The sequence below is a fragment of the Algoriphagus litoralis genome, assembly GCF_003259255.1.
GTDB classification, from domain to species: domain Bacteria; phylum Bacteroidota; class Bacteroidia; order Cytophagales; family Cyclobacteriaceae; genus Algoriphagus; species Algoriphagus litoralis.
The window spans coordinates 313,635-336,060 of the sequence record NZ_QGOL01000007.1; the positions used below are offsets into that span (position 1 = coordinate 313,635).

Below are 22,426 nucleotides of genomic sequence, written 5' to 3' on the forward strand. Positions count from 1 at the left end.
TTTCGATAGAAAAGTATAGCTGGGATTTTTTAGAAGTCGATCCGCATCAAGTAATCCGTCTGAACTTCGTCTCCAAATGGAAACGGATGACTCCCAAAGATTCGGAGACCATTTTTCTCATAGAATCGGATGGCTCTTGCATTCATTTCCCAGACGCCAAGCCAGAGATATTTCTTGTGATTTTGCTTCGCAAAGTCAATGGCAGTATCCAGGAGATTTTTACCTACACCACTTCCCAAATGATCCTCCAAGACATACAATCGGGCAATTTCCAAGCTCTCCGAATCATGGACATCCGTCTGTACCGGTACCTGGTTGACTTTGGTGTAGCCGATGAGTTTACCGGACTTTTCTGCCACAAAAAACTTCGAAGCAGTTTCAAGCATCTCTTTCTCGAATTGCTCCAAGGTAAACGCCTCGTTGAGATAGGCTTGGACGTTTTCGGGTTTGTTACCTGCGGAAAATGCCTGAAGAAAAGCGGTGCGAGCCAGATGGAGCAAGTTTGCAAGATCTTCACTTGCGGCCGTTCTGATGGTCAGTTTGGAATCGTCCAAAATCATAGTTTTTTAAGTGCCACATCGATTTGTGAAATGGGGTATTCTCCCAAAATTCCCCGATAATTTCCTTTGGGACTGATCACCACAAAGCTTCCACAAGGATAGTGAAAAGGGAAAAACTGTTTTTCAAAAAGTCCATCCGGATCTGCTTTCCACTCTTGAATTCCCTGATATTTCTCCAATCCATGCGGATTTTTGTAAAAATAAAAAGGAGGGACAGCATCATGCTTCTCCGCATACTTAAGTAAGGTCTTGTGCTTGTTTCTGAGGTAAGCGGGGTCATTGAAACCTGTGGAATTACACTCATCCTTGCCGGGATAATAAATCACGATCAGCGGTTTGCCTGTTCGGAATTCCTCTTCCAAACCCAATTTCTGATAAATAAGCTTTGCATCGACCAGTCCAGCAGGCATCCTGTGAACCAATTTCATCACGCCTTCTTCCTCGCCTGGCACTCCAAAGTAAGGTCCATTGAGAATTTTGTCTTCATAATCTTCTAAGGTGATCCGCTTACCCGATTCATTGTAATAGGTCTGTCCAAAACCGGGAAATGCCGCAAGAAAAGATAGAAAGAAAAAGAATGGAAGGGTGATTTTCATTATTTCAAAATTGAGGCATTTTTTGAAAAAAATAATACATCAGTTTCTTATGTATAAAAGGAATTGATATATTCGAAGCAAGATTTAACACACCATGTCCAACAGTAATCTGATCAAAGGAAGCCTTCAGACCATTATCCTAAAACTGCTCGAGGAAAATGAAAAGATGTACGGCTACGAAATCACCCAAAAAGTGAAAGAGCTCACCGCAGGCGAGATCAAAATCACCGAGGGTGCCCTCTACCCTGCTCTCCACAAGCTGGAAGCCGAAGGACTCCTGACCACCGAAATCCAGCAAGTGGACAACCGGGTGCGGAAATACTACAGCCTGACCAAGGATGGTCAAAAGGAAGTCAGTTCCAAGTTGGCCGAGCTTCAGGCTTTTGTCGAGAATATGCAACGGATCATCAATCCGGGATTGAAGCCGGAGTTGGGATTTTAATTTTTGAGAGATGAGAAAGTTATCGGAAAGAGAACTTAAGTCGGTACAGAAAGCAATCGCTCAGCGGGAAATAACGGCTGCCGAGCTTTTAATGGAGGTTTATGACCACTATATCATTCATTTAGAGGGATTTCCGGAAGAGCATTTTGAAGAACAATTAAATGCTCTAAACGAAAAATGGACCTATAGCTATTGTAAAAAGCTGCAGCATGATCTTTCAAAAAACATCAATAAGTCGGTAAGAAAGACACAGTGGGGACTGATCAAAAGTTATTTTTCCTGGCCAAAAATGGTATTTACACTCATTTTTATCGGAGGAATTACGCTCTTGGTCAATCTAATAACCCATAAAATGCAACTCATGATTTTGTTTGGTTTGCCGATAGTTTATCTGACCGCTTTCCTTGTCTTTGTTTTATTCAGAACTCATAAAAAGATTAAACCCATAAAAAAAACCTTTCAGGATACTGAGTTAAAAATCAGTTCAATTTTCAGCAATCAGTTTATCGTTTTTATATCATTGCCCTTACATTTCTATAATTTCTTTTTAAACGTCCCGAGGATATTCGGAATGGACAAACTAATTCCTGAGTATCTATTAAATTACTTGTCTATCACGTTTTGCTTTATCATTTATCTTCATTGCATTTCGGCCTACGAAGCCTGGAAAATCAAATCCAAAACTGCTTTGCTATGAGAACCCTTACCACTCAAGAAATCGCCCAAATCAGCAAAAAAATCAGCTCCAGCCAAGTCTTTTACACCGACATCCGGGCTGAACTGATCGACCATATTGCCAGCAAAATTGAGGCTGAACTCAGGGATGAAAATGAGTTCGAAAGGTTGCTTCAAAAGTCTTTGGCCGAGGTCAATCCAAAGAAATTTCAACAAAGTCTCTTGATTCAAGCTCATTTAAATTCTTTGAAGGAGTTTCTGGGCAACTTTGGGAATCTAAGAATCATGGTAAAAACCATTGCGATGACTTTTGTGATTGGTTCTTTCATCAACCTCTTTTCCAAAAACACGCCCGAATTTGCTGAAACAGCGCTAAAGACAGCCTTTTTGATTGCTTCCTACAGCGGTTTTCTGGTGGGACTTTGGAAAAACAAGTTTCTCAGCAATTCCCAAGTGCTGACTTCAGCAAATGTCTTATTCCTTATCGCTTCACTCTCCCAATTTTTCCTCCGATTGGAGAGGCTTTCATGGACTGAGGCGAATAATCAACAACTGTTGTTTTTCATGACGGCTTGCTTCTCTTTCGTCCTTTGCTCCGGTTATGCCAACCTTTTTAGGAAATTCCAAAACCTTCAATGGCGATGAAACTCTCCCCCGACCAAATCAACACGGTCAAAAAACTGATTTCCTTCAAGGGCTATGAAGAGATCGACGTGCAGTACGAGATCCTCGATCACGTCGCCTGTCGGATCGAAGTGCTGATGGAAGAAAATCCCAAGCTAACTTTGGAGGAAGCTTTCCGGAAAACACATTCCGAGTTTGGGATATTTGGATTTTCTGATTTGGCAGATTCCTATCGGGAAAGTATCCGAAAAAAGTTCTGGAGGCGGTATTGGACCAGTTTGAGAAATTTGTTGACATCCTATCGGGTAGTTTATTTTTTCCTTTTGGGCTGGACTTTTAATTTTATCAGTCAAAATTTTACTTTTTTTGGCGAGCGTTTGACAGCACCCGGATGGGCAGTGATTGGGTTGATGATCTCAGTGGTATTTTTTCTTATTTACTTTCATCGAGTGGGGAAAAACTATAAAAACTACGCGTCTTTCAAACATGGATTAAGCTTCTTTGGCGGATTTCAGTTAATCATTCATATTTCGATTCAGGGAATGCGATTTTTAATGGGCCCAGAAATTCCTATGGAATTGAACTTTCAGGGAATAATGGCTTGGATAACCATTATAGCCATGTCAATCTGTTGGGTTTCCATTTTTCTTTTACCCAAAATCATCAAAGAAGCTGCGGAGGAAACAGAGAAGCTCAAAGCGATCTACGAAGGCACCTAAACTGGAAAAGCTTATTCTGAACTTGGCTAAATTATCTATCAAAGCAGTCCAGCAACTGCAAACCCCACATACGTTCCCAGCGCATTTCCCAAGCTCCCCACCAAGACACCTGGAATCAGTAAATCAGGTCGATTCAAACTTTCTGCCGCCGCAATCGCCGTCGTATTTCCGCCCACATTGGCCTGTGAAGCCACGGCAATTACATCCCAATCCATCTTGAACAAAGCCCCAACTCCAAAAATCACCAAGCCATGGATCAACACCAGCAATCCTACAAACAGAATCAGCGTCCCTGCCAAACTTCCAACGCCTGACAACGCTCTGAAATCACACAAAGTCCCAATCACTGCCAAAAAAATCAGAATAAAGAAAAAGCCCAAGGTATGCTTGCCATACAGCTGCTGAACGGATGGAAATTGTGCCAAAATCAAAGCTAGGGTCGTCAGAAAGATAATCTCTGGAACCTCCGGGAAATAGGAAACCAATACCTTGCTCACGGTCATTCCCAGTAGTCCCAAAGCTAAAATTGACGCCAAAGAACTGATCGAGATCGACTCAATTCCGTCATTTTTCACCGCAGTAGCAGCAGAAGCAAGCTTTTTTCTTGGAAACCATTTTTGCAAATACTTGGGCAAAATCAGGGTAGCAATGATCCACGGAGTTCCGATCAGATTATCCACGACAGTCGTAGCGGCAAACAGGTTTCCTGCTTCGTTGACTTTGTAATGCAGGGCCACAGCATTGAAATTAATCGAGCCGCCGATGTAAGTCCCGGTAAACATACCCGCCACTGCCGGTGCCAGATCGCCGATTTCCACGGCAGGATTTACCACAAACCACGCCACCAAAACTCCAACTACCGTCCCAATACTTCCCAGAAAAAACATCAAAAGAAGCGGCAAACCCGCCTTTTTCACGCTTTTCAAATCGACTTCCAGCAAGGCAATAAAAATTCCCAAAGGAGCCAAATAAATGAAAACACCATCATAAACCGGACTTCCATCCATCGCGCTGGGGATTACCCCGATATTGGAGAAAATCGCACAAAGCACGATGACCAAAATCGGGGTTCCGATCGTTTTACCCCAAGGAAACCGTGCCAGCCAATTTGCGAAAAAAACAGAAATACAGAGTGTCGCCGCAATAAAAATTGGCTCTTGGGTGAAATTCATCAGGGAAAATAAGGAAAAAGTCAGGATAAAGAAGTCTTGAAATTTAACCCCTGCCAAAAAACTCCAAAACCGACTTGCAGATAAAGTCTAGTTCCTCCGTTTTCAAATAAGGATTCAAAGGCAAAGAGAGACCTGTCTCAGCCAATTTTCTGGCATTTTCAAAATCACCGACTGAACGAAAAGGCAGCATGTCCGGTAAAATCATCGGATAGTGAATGGCAGTTCCGATGCTTTTTTCCGCAAGGAAAGCTTTGAGCTCATCTCGCCTTTCGTTTTGGATCACGAAAAGATGGGCATTATGATCTGAGTCCAAAATTCCGGTAGGCAATCTCAAGCCTTCAATTCCGGAAAAAGAATCCAAATACTGCGCTGCAATCGCTTTTCTCTTCTGTTGATTTGTCTCAAAATCTTCTAGGATCACATTCAAAAAAGCAGCTTGTATCGTGTCAATGCGACTATTTCGCCCAACCAATTCATGTTGATCACGGACAGGCTGACCGTGATTGAGCAACATGCGAATCTGGGTTGAAAGTTGAGAATTCTGAGTTAAGCACATCCCGGCCTCACCGAGAGCACCAAGATTTTTTGTAGGATAAAAGCTCAGGCAACCGACATCACTCCAAGTTCCCGCGGCTTTTCCATCTTGAAAAGCCCCAAAAGCCTGTGCCGCATCTTCGATCACAAAAAGTCCCAATGACTCGGCTTTCTTGGTCAAATTCTCCATGTCAACCATTTTTCCATAAAGGTGAACGGGCATGACCACTTTAGTCTTTGCGGTGACAGCTTTTTCCCAGTCACTTCGCAATAATCCTTCTTCATCGGTATCCCAAAAAATCGGTTTGGCACCGACCAAAACCACCACCTCTGCTGTAGAAACCCAAGTCATCGCAGGAACGATCACTTCATCCCCCGGACCAATTTTCAAAGCCCGCAAAGCTAATTCTAAGGCATCCGTCCCATTGGCACAAGGAATGGAAAATGAAGAATTGAGAAAGCTAGAAACTGATCTTTCGAATTGCACCACTTCTTTTCCTCCGGAAAAAACACCAGCCTCCAAAACCTCCGAAAAGCGATTTTTCAATCGTTCCTTCAGGTTTTCTTCCAGTCGGCCCAGATCAAGAAAGGGTATGTTCATCGAGAATTTTGGCCAATTGAAAACTAAGTGATTTGCGGGAATATTTCTCCAGATCAGCGGATTTTGTCTCTCCTGAGGACGTATTCATCAAGTTGGCAAGCCGCCTCCGGATCCCCTGAGAATCGGTATGAGCGATCACCTCTCCTGCAGCAGAATCAGCCAAAATTTGCGCAGAATCGCCTTTGGGATCACCCAAAGCCAAAACCGGAATGCCAGTTGCCAGGTATTCAAAAAGCTTCCCGGGGATATTTCCCTGCGCATTTTTTGTATCAGTCAAAATCAAAACCAAGGCATCGGCCTTTTTATAAAATCCAAAAACCTCCTGATGGGAAACGTATCCTGCAAAGTGAATTCTAGCGCTCAACCAAGAATCTACCTTGACGTAGTTTTGAACTTGCTCACTGACTTTCCCTACGAAAGTCCATTCGATTTGATCGGCTGACGCTTCGAATTCGGCCTTCATGGCCTCCATCAGCGGAATCGGATTTCGGATTGCGTCGATGATTCCCGAATAGACCAGATGGAGTTTTCCAGACTCTTTTTTCTTTGGGGAAAAGCCCAAAGGGATATCTGCCGGATCGTAACCGTTTGTCAAAAGCTTGATTTTTCGCTTCGCGAGCTTTTCCAGATCCTGCTGAAAAGTCGGGGAAATGGTCATGACTGCATTTGCTTCCTTGAGCACACTTTGCTCGAGTTCTTGATGCTTTTTTCGAATAAAGGAAGTCATCGGAAGGGTATCCAAAAACTCCCATTGGGACCAAGGATCACGGAAATCAGCAATCCAGGTAATTCCGGTTTGGCGCTTCAGATCTCGCCCGATCAGGTGCATGCTGTGTGGTGGTCCCGTAGTAATCACCGCCTGAAATTGCCCGCTTTTCACCAGATCAGTCAAAAATTTCACCGAAGGTTTAACCCAAAAAACCCGGGGATCAGGCACGATCAGATTTGCTCGCATCCAGATCGCTAGCTTCTCCAAAATCCCTCGTTCCTTCTGCTCCATTAGCCTTCCTGGATGCGATTTGCTTTTACCTTTTACCTTGGAAAAAAGCTGATACGGCTCCCAAATCGGAAACTTCAACACTTCCAAAGTCGAAGGAATTTCTTTTACCAAGCTCTCATCCTGGAGATCAAAATCGGGGTTTTCTGGAGTAAAAATAACCGGTTCCCAACCTGCCTCCGGCAAATACTTGGCAAACTTCAACCAACGCTGCACGCCCGAACCTCCACTTGGTGGCCAGTAGTAAGTGATGATAAGGACACGTCGAGACATGGATGATTTGAAATTTGAGATTTGAAATTTGAGATTTGAAATTAGGGGAAACAGACCAAAAAGAAAGGGGAAAGTTTCCTCTCCCCTTTAATTCAATATTCATTTTTCGATGTTCAGAATTCGATATTCATTAAACCTCAGAAGATTTGAAAACATCAAAGGTTCTATCAAGCCTCGTAATTCGTAAATCAAAAATCGTAAATCCCCTTATTCTCCTTGTGCTAGCGAATAGCCTCTCACACCGTCAAACGTGTAGAGATGCTCAGTTTTGATAAAATCGAAGCCCAATCCTTCAATCTGCTGAAGCAAATCGAGAACCTGAGAATGAGTCACAGTGCTGCCGTCATCGGTCTTGAATCGGCATCTCCAGTGATCGGTACAGAAGGTCTCTCGCATGCCTTCCGGAAACACCTTTACACCACGGTTGGTGATCAGATGCAGCTGAAGTCCTTTGGCGTTGGCTTGGCGAAGTCTCTCTCCGATTACATTTGGATCTCTTCCATCCTGATCCCAATCGATGAAGACATCAATTCCGGTCAGTTCTTTTTTGGCTTTGGTACGAGGACGCAGCTTCACATCCATTGGTGTAACCTCGTCTTTGTCAAAGCTTGCAGGGATCATCGTAGCAGGCAGTTGACCTAATCGCTCGATCACCGCCTGAGCAAATTCCTGTGTTCCTACTTTTTTGGAAGAAAGCCCTTCCTGATAAATATCTCCTGTGTGAATTCCATCCTCGAGGGTTTTCATCCAAGCATTGGAGATTTTCTCTGCAATCTCCGGCTGTCCGATATGCACCAACATCATTATGGCACCATTCAGCAATCCTGAAGGATTGGCGATGTCCATCCCTGCGATATCCGGCGCCGAACCGTGAATGGCCTCAAACATGGCCACTTCCTCACCCACATTGGCAGAGCCACCTAGTCCTACCGAGCCCGTCACCTGAGCTGCCACGTCGGAAATAATGTCTCCATAGAGATTCAAGGTCACAATCACGTCAAAAACTTCAGGGCGATCAGCGATCAACGCCGTCCCGATGTCAATGATTTTATGATCAGTTTGGATGTTAGGATATTCTTTGGCTATCTCATCAAAAGTCTTGTGAAAAAGTCCATCCGCCAACTTCATGATGTTATCCTTGGTCATACAGGTTACCTTCTTTCGGCCATATTTTTTGGCGTATTCGAAGGCATAACGAATGATCTTCTCCGATCCAGGCTGAGAAATAATTTTGAGACACTGATACACTTCGTCGGTTTGTCTGTGCTCGATACCTGCATAGAGATCTTCCTCATTTTCTCGGATAATTACCAGATCGGTTTTCGGAAAGTGGGTTTTGACAAAAGGTGAAAAAGCTTTACAAGGTCTGACGTTTGCATACAGACCAAAGGACTTTCGCGTGGTCACATTGAGTGACTTAAATCCTCCACCCTGTGGGGTGGTAATAGGCGACTTAAGAAAAACCTTGGTCTCGCGGAGCGACTCAAATGTGCTAGGCTCCATTCCCGAACTGATCCCCTTCAGGTAGACTTGCTCCCCGATTTCGACCACATTATACTCGAGTTGAGCTCCTGCTGCATCCAATATATTGATGGTAGCTTTCATGATTTCCGGACCGATTCCGTCACCATAGGCTACTGTGATTTTTCTTTTTGAAGACATATTTATAGCGGATTTAGTTGAAATTTTGATGCTGCAAAAGTAATCAAAAATGCCTGATCCCGACCGCTATCCCCCATATTTTACCTTGGGATATGGATTAAAATTTCTTTGGAAAATTCAAAACTGAATTCATCCTTGGATTTTTCTAAGCCTGCTAATTTGCCTTTGACACCCCTAGGCGTATATTTGTTTTTCGACATCCAACCTACCCTATGGCAGAAAGTCTGAATATCCTGACCGAAGAAAAGAATGGCCTCCTCTACCTTACGATCAATCGGGAGGACAAAATGAACGCCCTCAACTATGCTACCTTGGAAGAATTGAAGGAGATTTTTGAGGAAGTAGTAGACAACAAAGCGATCAAAGCGGTCATCATAACCGGTTCAGGGGAAAAGGCTTTCGTTGCCGGTGCAGATATTAGCGAAATTGCCTCTCTCAATGAGGTTAACGCCAGAAAGTTTGCAGAAAATGGGCAGGAGATTTTTGCGATGATCGAGAATTGCCACAAGCCTGTCATCGCCGTAACCAATGGCTTCACGCTAGGTGGCGGCTGCGAATTGGCAATGGCCTGTCACATGCGTATAGCTACGGCAAATGCGAAGTTTGGGCAACCTGAAGTCAACCTTGGAATCATCCCTGGCTATGGAGGAACACAACGGCTTACCCTGCTCATCGGAAGAGGCAAAGCCAATGAACTGATGATGACTGGAGACATGATCGGTGCTGAAGAGGCCAAATCCCTCGGACTGGTCAACCATGTTTTGCCAACTAAGGCAGAGGCGATGGAAAAAGCTGAGGAAGTCATTTCCAAGATCATGAGCAAAGCTCCGCTTGCCATCGGTATGATTGTAGACTGCGTCAATGCAGCTTTTCTTCCTGACGAAAATGGCTTCCAAACTGAGGCTAACAGCTTTGCCCGCTGTGTCAAATCCGGAGATTACAAAGAAGGCACTTCGGCTTTTCTGGAAAAAAGAAAACCCGTTTTCAAAGGAGAGTAAGCTCCCTGCTCTCGCATGAGTAACCTCAAAAAACTAGCCGGTCAGACAGCCATTTACGGGCTGAGCAGCATTCTCGGTAGGTCGATTAATTTTTTAATGATTTTCGTATATACCTCCTTCCTGAACAAGGAAGTGGTAGGTTCATTTACTGGTATATATGCATTGATAGGATTTTTAAACATCATATTTACCTATGGAATGGAAACTTCGTTTTTCCGATTTTCCACTGGAAAAAATCTTGATCCAGAAAAAGTTTACAACAATACACAATCCCTTCTAATCACAACAACAGTGATTCTAGGAACATGTGTATTTCTTGCTGCTCCATGGCTAGCTGAGATTTTGGATTATCCAGGCAAATCCTACTTGTTTAGATGGACGGCTTTGATTTTATCTTTTGATGCAATTTTAGCGATCCCATTTGCCAAGCTTAGACTGACCAATCGTGCCTTTGCCTTTGCGGGAGCAAAAATAATCAATGTTCTACTCAACGTTTTTTTCAACCTCCTTCTTATCGTCTGGATTCCGGTGATGATCGGAAAAGGCATTCTTCCTGATTATTTCCTCGGCTACCAATTGGATTGGGGCGTTGAGTACATTCTTTTAGCCAACCTGATTGCCAACGGCTTGATCATTCCGTACGTGTGGTGGAAGGCTGGGTTTTTTAGCTTTTCTCTGGATAAAGAAATCCTTCAACCAATGTGGAAATATGCTATCCCTTTGTTGTTTATGGGTTTAGCTGGAGTCACCAACGAACTTGTATCCAGACTTTCTTTCGAATACTTACTTCCTGAAGATTTCTATCCAGGACTTAATACTCGTGAAGCGGCCGGGATCTTTGGAACAAGTATCAAATTGGCGATTCTGATGAATTTGGTCATACAAGCATTTAAGTATGCAGCTGAGCCGTTTTTTTTTGGAAAGGCTGCCGACAAAAATTCTCCTCAGCTTTATGCGATGGTGATGCACGCCTTTATTATTTTTTGTTCTACATTGATGATTGTCATTTCAGTCAATCTTGACTTGGTGGCTTATCTTTTCCCAAAAAAGGATGGGTATGAAACTGCATTTTTTATAGTTCCTACCCTGCTTATGGGCTATTTACTTTTAGGGATTTACTTCAACCTTTCTATCTGGTTTAAAATAACTGATCAAACCAGATACAGCTTTTGGATAACCCTTATTGGCGCGATTGCAAGTTTGATAGTGGTTTTTTCACTTGTACCAGTTATGGGCTATCTCGGGGGAGCGTTGAGCACCTTAATTTGTTACTTACTTATGTCGGGTTTATGTTATTATTTTGGTCAAAAATATTATCCTATTCCCTATCAGACAGGCAAAGGGGTTTTGTATCTGCTTTTTGCATTCGGCCTTAGCTACGCTGGATTTTACTTGGAACTTGATTCTCAGATTCTGAGTTTTCTGGCGAAAAACAGCCTTGTACTTCTTTTCATTTCCCTTGTCTTTTTCCTCGAGAAAGATCAGATTTCAGGATTTCTTAAAAGAAAACCGCTTCGCTAAATCATCGTATCTCTTTCTGTCTATCCTCGAATTTTCCAACCATTTTACTTAAAAGGCATTATGTTTGTAAACTGATGCTGCTTTACCAAGTTACTGTGAAAATTACCCACTCTCTTTTCCTATTTGCCGCACTTTTATTCTTGAGCCATGCAGGTTTTGCGCAGCAGACCCTTTCTAAAAAAGAATCAAAAATCCAGGAAAACAAGACCAAAACCAGCCGCTATTTCATCGAAGGAGAAAAGGCGCTCGTGCTAGGGGATTTGGAAAAAGCTTTTTTCTACCTCCAGCGTTCCCTTGAGTTTTCGCCAGAAGAGCCTGCCATCAACTATAAAATTGCAGAAGTACTGGTCCGGTCTGAGCAGGCCCAAAAAGCCCTTCCGTATGCGGAAAAAGCCACTTTGGCAGATCCGGAAAATAAATATTATGCGCTGATGGTAGCAGAGATCTACACCAACCTCAATCAGCCGCTCAAAGCTGCCGAGATTCTGGACCGCTTGACCTCAGACGGGGAAAACAATCAGCAATACAATCTGGATCTGGCCTCGATTTACCTGAATGCTTCAGAATTTGACAAGGCCTTGGTGGTCTTGGATCGAGCAGAGGAGTATTTTGGAATCAGAGAGCCTTTCACCGTACAGAAGCAGCGGATTTACCTGCGCAAAAATGATTTGCCCAATGCGATCCGAGAGGGAAATAAGTTGATTGAAGCTTTTCCCGGCAATCCGAACTATGTGCTCAATCTTGTTGAAATCCTCTACAACAACGCCCGGCTAAACGAGGCCTTGACCTTGGTATCAGGAGAGATCGAAAAATACCCCAATCAGCCCGAACTCCAAATGGCTGCCTACACCCTACTCAAAGAAAAGGGCGAATTGGACAAGGCAAATGCGTATTTGATTTCAGCTTTTGAAAGTCCCGATCTGGATGGAGAAGTGAAAGCAAAGACCTTCAAATCAATGCTCACGGAAATGCAAACAGCACAGCGTGATGCGCTGTTGGACCAGATGGAAGCCTTGATGCTGGAGCTGAATACCAGCGATGCACTGGTGCTGGAAGTCATCGGAGACCGAAAAAAAATGGCAGGAAAAATGGACGCTGCCATGGATTTCTACAAAAAAGCCCTTCAAATCCAGGCCAAAAACCCAGCACTTCTCGAACAGGTGATTTTAAATTCTTTCGGAGATAATCCGGATTTTGCTGAAGTTGAAACCTACACGATCATGGGGGTAGATGAATTCCCCGAAGCGCCTGAGTTTTGGTTTTATGACGGAGTGGTAAAGTCTGCAAGAAAGAAAGATTCGGTAGCCGTGATGTCGCTTAGAAAAGCGATCGAATTGAATTCGGACAAAAATCCTCAGCTCGACCAAGTCGCCTTTGGTTCATTGGCCAATTCACTCTACAATCTAGGCGAAAAGGATTCTGCATTTGTATATTTTGACAAAGCGCTGGAACTGAATCCCTCAGATGATCAAGTACTGAACAATTACGCTTATTTTCTATCGTTGGAAAAAAAGAACTTGGAAAAGGCTCGAACTATGGCTGAGAAAGTGGTCAAAAAATATCCAAAAAATGCCACTTACCTCGACACCTATGCATGGGTACTTTTCCAGTTGGGAAGCTATGAGGAGGCCTTCCAAACCATGGATGAGGCGATCAAAAATGACCCGGAACCTAGCGGGGTGATGCTGGAGCACTATGGAGATATTCTTTACCATTTAGGCAAAAAATCCGAGGCAATTTCCTGGTGGAAAAAAGCAGCAAATAGCCCGGAAGGCTCAGAAAAACTCTCTCAAAAGATCAAAGACGGGAAATACCATGAATAGACTACTTGTTGTTTTAGTGACATGCTCCCTTATCGCACTCGCAGGATGTGCCAAAAAAGTAATTCTCTATGAGGGTGATGGTCAAATGGAGGAATTCCAGCCGGTAGAGGCTCAATATGACTACTTGGAGGCAAAAGCCAAAATTGTGATCGAAGAGGAATCCGGAAAAATCACCCGGGGGACACTAAGTCTACGTGCCAAAAAAGACAGTGTACTCTGGTTTACCATGTCACCCGGAATGGGTATGGAAGCGATTCGTGGCTTCTTTACCCAGGAGAAAATTCAAATTCGCGACCGGATAGGCAATGAAGACATCAATCTCACCTATGCCGAGTTTGAGCAGTTTTATGGATTAAAGCTTTCACTTGAGCTTTTTCAAAATGTCCTATGGGCCAATATCCCATTTGATTTTGACTACCAGGACAGACTCCTCCGGGTGGGCAAAAAATTTGAGCTGACCCAAGTCCGAAACAATGTGCGCTACTTTTCCAAAGTGGAAACAAGCCATGGCAAAGTATCTGAACTAGTCAGCAATTCTCTCGATGACAGAGGATCAGTTTTGGCAAGTTTCCCCAAATTCCAGGATGCAGACTCCCAACCCTTTCCGGCAGAGGTATTGTTCAAACTAGCCTATCAACTACCAGAGGGAGGCCAAAACACGATTATTCATCTCGAATGGACTTCCGTTAATCCCAATGCTGAATCTTTGAGCTTTCCTTTCAGATTCTAATTACCATGCTGATTTATAGATTAATTCCTTTTCTGATTTTTTTCCTTTTCCTAGGGAGTGTCGACTCTTTTTCCCAAACAAAAAAAACGAGAGAAGAACTCGAGCGAGAAAAAGCGGAGGTTCAAGCCCGACTCAGAGAATTTGATGCTATTCTCAAGCAAACCACAGCGACCAAAAAAACATCATTAGGTGAGCTCAACGCATTGACACGACAATTTCAGACCCAAAACAGGCTGGTCAACACACTGGATCGGGAAGTACGTCTGATTAATCAGGAAATATCCGAGACTGAAAATAAAATCGAAAGCTTAGAAAATCAGCTCAAAGACTTAAAGGCAGAATACTCCAGAATGATCTACAATTCCTCCAAGTTAAACAGAGGCTTGTCTATAGTAGCATTTGTCTTTAGTTCTGGCAATTTCAATCAACTCTACATGCGACTGAAATACCTGAAGCAATACAGTGACAGTCGAAAGCAACAAGCGGAACAGATCGAAAAACTATCGCTAGAGCTGGTGGATCAGCGCGCCCAACTCGATCAGAAAAAAGCCGATAAAATAGCTGTGCTTTCCGAGGAACAAAAAGAACGTGCAGAACTAGAGCGGCTTCGCAAAAGCCAACAAGGTGTAGTCAACACACTATCCAAGAAGGAAAAAGATATCCAACGCCAAATAACTGCAACCAAAAAGCAGCAGGAGCAATTGAACCGAATGATCAAGCAAGTGATCGAGGATGAAATCCGCAGAGCTGAAGCTGAAGCTAACAAAGCAAACTCGACAACGACCAAAAAAGCCGGAACGAGTATGCCGATGACACCCGAAGCTGCAGCGCTATCAAGCTCTTTTGCCGGAAACAAAGGAAAACTGCCTTGGCCTGTGGAAGCGGGATTTGTTTCACAAGGCTACGGAACGTATCCCCATCCTACCCTAAAAGGGATCGTACTGGACAGTGACGGTCTGGAAATTCGCACCCAGCCCAATGCAGCAGTGCGGTCAGTCTTTGATGGCACGGTAAGTAAGATTTCTACTATCCCAGGTTATGGTCTCACGGTGATTATCAAGCATGGCGAATACTTCACCATGTATAGCCGATTAAAAAATATTTCTGTCAAAGTGGGACAGACAGTGAAGGCCAAAGAAACCATCGGACAAGTAGCAGCAAATGCCGACGGGCAGTCCGAGGTTCACTTCCAAACTTGGAAAGGTCTACAGATTATGGACCCTGCAACATGGATTACGTCCAAATAGAAATTAATATCGTATGTTCATAAAAAAGAACCATTGTCTTGCTGCATTACTTTGCCTAAGCGAGTGACAATTGTATCTTTGTAATCCTATATATCCTTAAACAAATACACCATCATGACTACATTAGGTTTTATTCAAAACATGGGCGGAGGTTCGATCGTACTGATCATCGTTGTTATCCTTCTGCTGTTTGGTGCTAAAAGGATCCCTGAATTGGCTCGAGGACTTGGCCGTGGCATCAGAGAATTCAAAGACGCCACTAAAGAAATTCAGAACGATCTCGAAGAAGGGCTGAAAGACAAAAAGAAGTAATCCTTTAAGCCAATACCCTTGGAAAAATTTAGTTCATTCGGCGAAATTAAAAAAGCGCTTGAAAAGAAGGAGACTGATTGCCGTACAATAGTCACCCATTACTTACAAAACATTACAACGAAGGCGCACCTCAACGCCTTCGTTGAAGTTTATACCCAATCCGCATTGGATCAGGCAGATCTCATCGATGAGAAAATAGCCAAAGGTAAAGCCGGCAAACTTGCCGGTATGGTCATCGGAATCAAAGACGTCTTATGCTATGCCGATCACGAATCCAACGCCTCTTCCCGTATCCTGAAAGGGTTTCAATCCCAATTCACCACCACTGCTATCCAACGGCTGATCGACGAAGATGCGATCATTATCGGCCGATTAAACTGTGATGAATTTGGAATGGGCAGCTCCAATGAAAACTCCTGTCATGGAAAAGTTCTCAATGCTGCCGATCCCACACGAGTACCAGGTGGTTCATCCGGAGGTTCTGCAGTTGCTGTTCAGGCCAATCTTTGTACTGTTTCTTTGGGAACTGACACAGGTGGATCTGTGCGCCAGCCCGCTGCATTTACAGGAGTGATCGGTATGAAGCCTACCTATTCCCGGGTTTCCCGCTGGGGATTGATTGCTTATGCCTCGTCTTTTGATTCGATAGGAGTTTTCTCCAAAACTATCAAAGACAACGCCTTGGTCATGGAGATTATGGCCGGTCATGATGAATATGACAGCACATCCTCCCGCAAACCGGTACTCCATTACAGTGAGCTGTTGCATTTTGATAAAAAAGCGAAGATCGCTTACCTCAAAGAGACCCTTGAGTCTCCATCGCTGCAGCTCGAGATCAAAGAAAATACCCTTTCAGTTTTAGAGAAATTAAAATCAGAAGGTCATGAAGTCCAAGAGGTAGAATTTCCGCTCTTGAAATACCTCCTTCCGACCTATTACATCCTGACTACTGCGGAGGCAAGCTCCAATCTTTCACGATTCGATGGAGTAAAATATGGCTACCGTTCCCCTAATGCACACAATCTAGAGAGCATGTATAAACTCACGCGTAGTGAGGGATTCAGCGAAGAGGTAAAACGACGAATCATGCTGGGCACTTTTGTCCTCTCAGCAAGCTATTATGACGCGTATTTCACTAAGGCTCAAAAGGTCAGAAGATTAATAAAAGACTTTACTGAAAATCTTTTGAATGATTTTGACTATATTATTATGCCGACTACACCAACTACAGCGTTTAAGTTTGGTGAGCATAGCGGTGATCCTGTAGCCATGTATCTCGAGGATCTATTTACCGTACAGGCTTCAGTATCAGGAGTTCCGGCTATTTCGATTCCCAACGGAAAAGATAAATCTGGCATGCCTATTGGACTTCAGGTCATTGCCAACTCCTTCAAAGAAGCTGAATTGTATGCATTCAGCAATTACCTGACTGAATTAAACTCATAATAAATAAATCCATGAAAAAGACCTCCTTCAGATCGCTCATTCTAGTACTTTTTACTTCCATGATCACGCTGACGAAAGGTTTTTCACAGGAATTTCCACAGGATGAATTGGCACTCTTGAACGAGGAGATTCAGCCCAATTATCATTACGAATACATCCCTGATTTCACCTATGAACAAGTAGAAGAGCGAATCAAGGCCATGAAATCAGACATGCCTTTTGAGTTGAATGATCGGATATTTTCATTCATTCAATATTTTACGGTAAGGAATAGAGATTACACCAAAATGGTCTTGGCCCGAAAGGAGAAATTTTTTCCGCTTTTCGAAGAAACGCTACTAAAACATGAAATGCCCACCGAAATCCAGTACTTGGCAATCGTCGAGTCAGGATTGGATCCCCAGATCAGAAGTAGAGTTGGGGCTATGGGTCTTTGGCAATTTATGCCAGCTACGGGCAAAATGTACGGCATGCTCGTCAATAACGATGTAGATGACCGCATGGATCCGGAAATGTCTACCGATGCGGCAGCAAAGTACCTCAAGTCACTTTACCGGATGTTTGGAAATTGGGAAGTAGCCATGGCTGCTTACAATTGCGGTCCGGGAAATGTCAGAAAAGCAATAAGAAGATCAGGAGGTAAAACTACTTTTTGGGGAATTTACAACTACCTACCAAGGGAAACCCGAAGCTATGTACCCCAGGTACAAGCGTTTCTTTACATTCTCAATCACCTCGAAGAGCACAACTTCAGCCTCGAGGAACCTACCTACCCCATCGAATATGAAAAATTCAGATTCGATCAGGCGCTTTCGCTCCAAAAACTATCTGAGCTCACTAACATCTGTCTGAAAGATCTGGAAGAGATCAATCCATCTGTAAAAAAAGGCACAATTCCCCTCAGCAATCGAACCATGGAAGTGAAAATCCCAAAATCAAGGGCATCATTTCTTAAAGAAAATCTGGCTTGGATAAAGGATTCATTGGGCAATCAGCCTACAGTTTTACTAGCCTCTTCTACGCCTGGGGCGATAGTTCCTGTAGAAAAAGCAGTCGAATCTTCCTCTGGAAGAATAGCCTACAAAGTACGATCAGGTGATGTCTTGGGTACCATCGCTTCCCGCCATGGTGTCAGTGTCACTCAGGTGAAAAGCTGGAATAACCTAAACTCCAATCTAATCCGAGTGGGCCAGACCTTATACATCTATTCCGACAATCCTCCTTCCTCCACTTCCACGTCCCTAGCAGATAATTCCGGACAAAAAACCTACACCGTAAGGCCAGGAGATTCTCTTTGGATTATTTCCCAAAAACATTCCCTTTCGGTAGAACAAATCAAGCGGCTCAATAATCTGAATTCTAACAATATCAAGCCGGGACAACGCCTAATCATCGGATAGATTTTAGTTCTTATTTTTTTAAAGTAATTTAACTCAAATTTTAATTATTTAAAACAAGCTTGGATTGTTTTAAGTACTTATATTGGGACCATTGACAAAAAGAAAAATCATGAAAGCATTATCGTATATCTTTCTCCTGTTTAGTTCACTAGTTCTATTTTCCTGCGATCAGGAGGGAAAAGACGCATTTGGCGGGGCAAAACCGAAGGCTAAAGGATCAATTGGCGAAATCATTTTGGCAATAGATTCTACCAAATGGGCAGGGCCTGTAGGTGAGGAATTGAGGGCAATCTTCGAAGCTGACCTACCCGGCATGATCAGATCCGAAAGTATGTTTAAAGTCCATCGTGTAGATCCCCGAGCGATGACCAAAATGCTCAAGATGTACACCAATTTGATCTATGTCACGACTTTTGATGACAAAAAAGGCGGAAGCCAAGTGATCAATGCACAGTTTTCTAAAGAATCAAAAGAAAAAGCACTTGCAGATCCAAGTCTCTATTCCCTTCGAATGGAAGATGAATATGCCAAAGGTCAGGAGGTACTTTATCTCTTTGGCAACAATGAGGAAGAGTTAATAGCGAACCTTCGAAAAAACAGAGATCGATTGCAGAATCTATTTGAAGTGAGAGAGCGTGGCCGATTGGAAAAGCCACTCTTTGCCAGAAAAAATTCAGCGGCAGAACATGAAGCCAGAACCAACCTAGGAATCGAAATCAATGCCCCTGCCTCCTATCAAATCGCAAAATCAACAGATGATTTTCTATGGATGAGATCACCTTCCCCAACGGAGAAACGTCCTGATATCAGCATATTTTTTTACGAAACGGAGTATACCTCTGAAGAGCAAACTTTTCCAGTAAACATTCTGACTCTCAGAGATTCGATTACCAAACAGCATATTTTCGGAGATCCGGAAGATCCCACCTCTTATGTGGTCAGTGAAAAACAAATTCCACCTGCTTTCAGAAACATGGTGATAAATGATAATTTTACCGTGGAAATCAGGGGTACCTGGAAGACCAATAATATCAGTATGGGAGGCACCTACCTTGGGTATGTGATGGTAGATCAGGCAAAAGGCAAGCTTTACTACATGGAAGGATTCGTTTATTATCCAAATGAAGTCCACCGTGACGCACTTCGTGAGATTCAGACGGTTCTGCTCAACACCGATATTTCTGGTAAAAAAGACCAAGGTGCCTGACTTTTGTCAAACCACCATCTATGACCATCAAAATAAGAAAACAAGACGCCCTCAATTACCATAGTCAAGGCTCCCCGGGAAAAATCGAAGTCATTCCTACCAAGCCTGTATCCAGTCAGATCGATCTAGCCCTTGCCTACTCGCCCGGTGTGGCAGAGCCTTGCAAGGAAATTGAAGCAGATAGAGAAAACATCTACAAGTATACCGCAAAAGGGAACCTGGTAGCGGTAATTTCCAATGGAACTGCTGTATTGGGATTGGGGGACATCGGACCGGAAGCATCAAAGCCCGTCATGGAAGGCAAGGCAGTACTTTTTAAGAAGTTTGCGGGAATCGATGTCTTTGATCTGGAAATCGATGAAAAAGATCCGAAAAAACTCATCCAAATCATCAAATCGCTGGAACCTACTTTTGGTGGAATAAATCTGGAAGACATCAAAGCACCGGAGTGTTTTGAAATCGAGCAAACCCTCAAGCAGCAAATGAATATTCCTGTCATGCACGATGATCAGCATGGCACGGCGATTATTTCTGGAGCGGCTCTGATGAATGGACTTGAAATCGTCGAAAAGAAAATCGATGAAATAAAATTGGTAGTAAGTGGAGCCGGAGCAGCAGCCATCTCATGCGTTCGCTTCTATGTAAGCTTGGGAGTAAAGAAAGAAAACATCATCGTATGTGATAAAGATGGAGTCATCCGACGAGACCGACCAGGACTGACAGATATCCATGCCGATTTTGCCACTGATCTAGACATTCATCATATCAAAGATGCATTGCCAGGTGCTGATGTGTTTTTGGGACTTTCCGCAGGAAATATTATCACCCAGGAAATGATCAAGTCTATGGCACCAGATCCAATAGTTTTTGCCCTGGCTAATCCCGACCCAGAAATTTCCTATGACTTAGCCATTGCCGCTAGAAAGGATGTGATCATGGCGACTGGTAGATCTGATCATCCTAATCAAGTGAATAATGTACTTGGTTTCCCTTACATCTTCCGCGGCGCACTAGACGTCCGGGCGACTGTGATCAACGAAGAAATGAAAATGGCAGCGGCAAAAGCCATCGCCAAACTGGCAAAAGAACCAGTGCCAGAGATCGTCAATAAGGCCTATGGTGATTTAAACATGGCTTTTGGAAGATTATACCTGATTCCAAAACCTGTAGATCCAAGGCTGATCACCACCATTGCTCCTGCAGTGGCCAAAGCTGCTATCGAATCAGGTGTGGCAAAAAAAATGATCCATGACTGGGAGGCTTATGAACTTGAGCTGCAAAAGCGGATCGGAATAGACCAAAGGCTAATGTCTATCGTCATCGGTAGAGCCAAAAAAGATCCGAAGCGTGTTGTTTTTGGGGAGGCTGACAATCTGAAAATCCTCAAAGCTGCCCAGATCCTACGGGATGAAAAAATTGCTGTCCCGATTCTACTCGGAAACAGGGAAAAAATCTTGGCATTGATTGAAACCAATGCTTTGGATTTGGCCCATGTGACTATTGTCGATCCTTTGGAGGAATCGGCAATGATCGAAAAATTCGGGGAATTCCTTTATAAAAAAAGACAACGTAAAGGAATGACGCTTTTTGATGCCAACCGTCTGGTTCGCGAGCGGAACTATTTCGGTGCAATGATGGTGGAGACCGGATCGGCAGACGCTTTTATCTCCGGTTTGACCAGAGATTATCCAAAGACCATTCTACCTTCACTTCAGACCATCGGGGTGAAAAAAGGGGTAAATCGGGTAGCGGGGATGTATATCATGAATACGCCCAAAGGCCCTTATTTCTTTGCAGATGCCACGGTGAATCTAAACCCTACGGCAGAAGAACTGGTGGAAATCATCGGACTCACCGCAAATGCAGTGAAATTCTTCAACATGGAACCTAGAATTGCATTGCTTTCCTACTCCAACTTTGGCTCGGCTCAGGGAGAAATTCCAGCGAAAATGGCCAAAGCCACCGCGCTGGCAAAGGCAAAATATCCGGAACTGATTATCGAAGGTGAAATGCAGGCAAATGTTGCGTTCAATCAAGAGCTTCAGCGGGAAATCTATCCATTCTCTGCCCTTGCAGACAACCAAGTGAATACCCTGATTTTCCCTGACCTTGCTTCCAGCAACATTGCTTATAAATTGCTTGCCGAACTAGGAAATGCCGAGGCAATCGGACCAATTCTCTTGGGAATGTCCAAACCTGTCCATATCCTTCAGCTCGGAAGTTCTATCCGCGAAATCGTAAATATGGTAGCTATAGCAGTGGTAGATGCCCAATCTTCAGAAGGAAATCTATGATCGCTTACCTGAGTGGCAAACTGGTCTACAAAGATCCAACTTTTGTCGTCATTGACGTGAACGGCATCGGATACCATGTGAAAATCTCGCTTCAAACCTACAGTAAGATTAAGGATGAAGAACAGATCCGTTTGCTTACTTTTCTTCACATCAAAGAAGATGCCCACACCCTGTATGGATTCAAGGAAGAAACCGAAAAAAAGCTATTTCTCCTTTTGATCTCCATCAATGGAGTAGGGCCAAATACAGGTTTGATGATTCTTTCTTCCTTGGATACAATTGAAATCGAGCAGGCGATTCTTTCTGGCGACGTAGGCAAAATCCAGGCGGTCAAAGGAATCGGAATCAAAACTGCCCAACGGATTATTTTGGAATTGAAAGACAAAGTAGGAAAGTCTGGCAGTACTGACTCTACCACGCCGCTCGGATTCTTGAAATCCAGCAATAAAGTACGCGAAGAGGCGTTACAAGCCTTAGTCACTTTGGGATTCCCAAAAGCTGTCGCTGAGAAGAATATTGCGCTCGTTCTTAAAAAAACCGAAGGCGAAATTTCCTTAGAAGATTTAATTAAAGCATCTTTAAAGACACCTTAA

21 protein-coding genes are annotated in these 22,426 nt (G+C 43.5%); 15 read left to right on the forward strand and 6 right to left on the reverse strand.

The window, feature by feature from the left end:
- Positions 1–29: 29 nt before the first annotated feature.
- Both DK188_RS09050 and DK188_RS09055 read right to left on the reverse strand, forming a co-directional pair.
- A complete protein-coding gene (locus tag DK188_RS09050) occupies positions 30–560 on the reverse strand; it encodes a GNAT family N-acetyltransferase (protein ID WP_111670489.1) in 531 nt (176 codons plus the stop codon).
- Positions 557–1,156: a hypothetical protein gene (locus DK188_RS09055; protein ID WP_111670490.1), complete on the reverse strand. Its 600-nt coding sequence runs from the start codon at positions 1,154–1,156 to the stop codon at positions 557–559. Before DK188_RS09055 ends, DK188_RS09050 begins: the two co-directional genes overlap by 4 nt.
- Positions 1,157–1,250: 94 nt before the next feature.
- Between DK188_RS09055 and DK188_RS09060 the strand changes: the two genes are divergently transcribed.
- Genes DK188_RS09060 through DK188_RS09075 form a run of 4 tightly spaced genes read left to right on the forward strand, consistent with a single transcriptional unit; the run spans position 1,251 to position 3,616 of the window.
- Entirely contained in the window at positions 1,251–1,598 is a 348-nt protein-coding gene (locus DK188_RS09060) for a PadR family transcriptional regulator (RefSeq protein WP_092728425.1), read from the forward strand.
- A gap of 10 nt (positions 1,599–1,608) precedes the next feature.
- Positions 1,609–2,295 carry a hypothetical protein gene (locus DK188_RS09065; RefSeq protein ID WP_111670491.1) on the forward strand — a complete coding sequence of 229 codons (687 nt, stop codon included), beginning with the start codon at positions 1,609–1,611 and terminating at the stop codon, positions 2,293–2,295.
- Positions 2,292–2,918 (forward strand): hypothetical protein, encoded by a 627-nt coding sequence (locus DK188_RS09070; protein WP_111670492.1) that lies wholly within the window; start codon positions 2,292–2,294, stop codon positions 2,916–2,918. The genes DK188_RS09065 and DK188_RS09070 overlap by 4 nt, the downstream gene beginning before the upstream one ends.
- Positions 2,915–3,616 (forward strand): hypothetical protein, encoded by a 702-nt coding sequence (locus DK188_RS09075; protein WP_111670493.1) that lies wholly within the window; start codon positions 2,915–2,917, stop codon positions 3,614–3,616. The genes DK188_RS09070 and DK188_RS09075 overlap by 4 nt, the downstream gene beginning before the upstream one ends.
- A 38-nt stretch (positions 3,617–3,654) precedes the next feature.
- On the opposite strand, the gene DK188_RS09080 is transcribed toward DK188_RS09075, so the two are convergent.
- The 4 genes from DK188_RS09080 to DK188_RS09095 all read right to left on the reverse strand — a co-directional run bounded on the left by DK188_RS09080 (position 3,655) and on the right by DK188_RS09095 (position 8,855).
- Positions 3,655–4,788: a DUF819 family protein gene (locus tag DK188_RS09080; protein ID WP_111670624.1), complete on the reverse strand. Its 1,134-nt coding sequence runs from the start codon at positions 4,786–4,788 to the stop codon at positions 3,655–3,657.
- 43 nt (positions 4,789–4,831) lie between these two features.
- Complete coding sequence (locus DK188_RS09085; RefSeq protein ID WP_111670494.1) at positions 4,832–5,923, reverse strand: DegT/DnrJ/EryC1/StrS family aminotransferase; 1,092 nt, start codon at positions 5,921–5,923, stop codon at positions 4,832–4,834.
- Complete coding sequence (locus DK188_RS09090) at positions 5,904–7,193, reverse strand: glycosyltransferase family 4 protein (protein WP_111670495.1); 1,290 nt, start codon at positions 7,191–7,193, stop codon at positions 5,904–5,906. The genes DK188_RS09085 and DK188_RS09090 overlap by 20 nt, the downstream gene beginning before the upstream one ends.
- 207 nt (positions 7,194–7,400) lie before the next feature.
- Positions 7,401–8,855 (reverse strand): NADP-dependent isocitrate dehydrogenase, encoded by a 1,455-nt coding sequence (locus DK188_RS09095; protein WP_111670496.1) that lies wholly within the window; start codon positions 8,853–8,855, stop codon positions 7,401–7,403.
- Between the two features lie 212 nt (positions 8,856–9,067).
- Here DK188_RS09095 and DK188_RS09100 point away from each other — a divergent pair, with 212 nt between their 5' ends.
- From DK188_RS09100 to ruvA, 11 genes are all read left to right on the forward strand, one after another.
- The gene (locus tag DK188_RS09100) at positions 9,068–9,853 is read left to right on the forward strand and encodes an enoyl-CoA hydratase/isomerase family protein (protein ID WP_111670497.1); all 786 of its coding nucleotides are present in this window, start codon (positions 9,068–9,070) and stop codon (positions 9,851–9,853) included.
- 15 nt (positions 9,854–9,868) lie between these two features.
- Positions 9,869–11,374 (forward strand): polysaccharide biosynthesis C-terminal domain-containing protein, encoded by a 1,506-nt coding sequence (locus DK188_RS09105; RefSeq protein WP_111670498.1) that lies wholly within the window; start codon positions 9,869–9,871, stop codon positions 11,372–11,374.
- Between the two features lie 74 nt (positions 11,375–11,448).
- The gene (locus DK188_RS09110) at positions 11,449–13,197 is read left to right on the forward strand and encodes a tetratricopeptide repeat protein (RefSeq protein ID WP_111670499.1); all 1,749 of its coding nucleotides are present in this window, start codon (positions 11,449–11,451) and stop codon (positions 13,195–13,197) included.
- A complete protein-coding gene (locus DK188_RS09115) occupies positions 13,190–13,927 on the forward strand; it encodes a DUF4292 domain-containing protein (RefSeq protein ID WP_111670500.1) in 738 nt (245 codons plus the stop codon). The genes DK188_RS09110 and DK188_RS09115 overlap by 8 nt, the downstream gene beginning before the upstream one ends.
- A 5-nt stretch (positions 13,928–13,932) precedes the next feature.
- Positions 13,933–15,174 carry a murein hydrolase activator EnvC family protein gene (locus tag DK188_RS09120; protein WP_111670501.1) on the forward strand — a complete coding sequence of 414 codons (1,242 nt, stop codon included), beginning with the start codon at positions 13,933–13,935 and terminating at the stop codon, positions 15,172–15,174.
- A 114-nt stretch (positions 15,175–15,288) separates the two neighbouring features.
- Positions 15,289–15,486, forward strand: a complete 198-nt coding sequence (gene tatA, locus DK188_RS09125; RefSeq protein WP_111670502.1) for a twin-arginine translocase TatA/TatE family subunit — start codon at positions 15,289–15,291, stop codon at positions 15,484–15,486.
- Between the two features lie 18 nt (positions 15,487–15,504).
- Positions 15,505–16,932 carry an Asp-tRNA(Asn)/Glu-tRNA(Gln) amidotransferase subunit GatA gene (gatA, locus tag DK188_RS09130; RefSeq protein WP_111670503.1) on the forward strand — a complete coding sequence of 476 codons (1,428 nt, stop codon included), beginning with the start codon at positions 15,505–15,507 and terminating at the stop codon, positions 16,930–16,932.
- An 11-nt stretch (positions 16,933–16,943) separates the two neighbouring features.
- Complete coding sequence (locus DK188_RS09135) at positions 16,944–18,332, forward strand: LysM peptidoglycan-binding domain-containing protein (RefSeq protein ID WP_111670504.1); 1,389 nt, start codon at positions 16,944–16,946, stop codon at positions 18,330–18,332.
- 109 nt (positions 18,333–18,441) lie between these two features.
- Positions 18,442–19,539 (forward strand): DUF4837 family protein, encoded by a 1,098-nt coding sequence (locus tag DK188_RS09140; protein WP_111670625.1) that lies wholly within the window; start codon positions 18,442–18,444, stop codon positions 19,537–19,539.
- Positions 19,540–19,559: 20 nt separating this feature from the next.
- Positions 19,560–21,833, forward strand: a complete 2,274-nt coding sequence (locus DK188_RS09145) for an NADP-dependent malic enzyme (RefSeq protein ID WP_111670505.1) — start codon at positions 19,560–19,562, stop codon at positions 21,831–21,833.
- Positions 21,830–22,426: a Holliday junction branch migration protein RuvA gene (ruvA, locus tag DK188_RS09150; RefSeq protein WP_111670506.1), complete on the forward strand. Its 597-nt coding sequence runs from the start codon at positions 21,830–21,832 to the stop codon at positions 22,424–22,426. The genes DK188_RS09145 and ruvA overlap by 4 nt, the downstream gene beginning before the upstream one ends.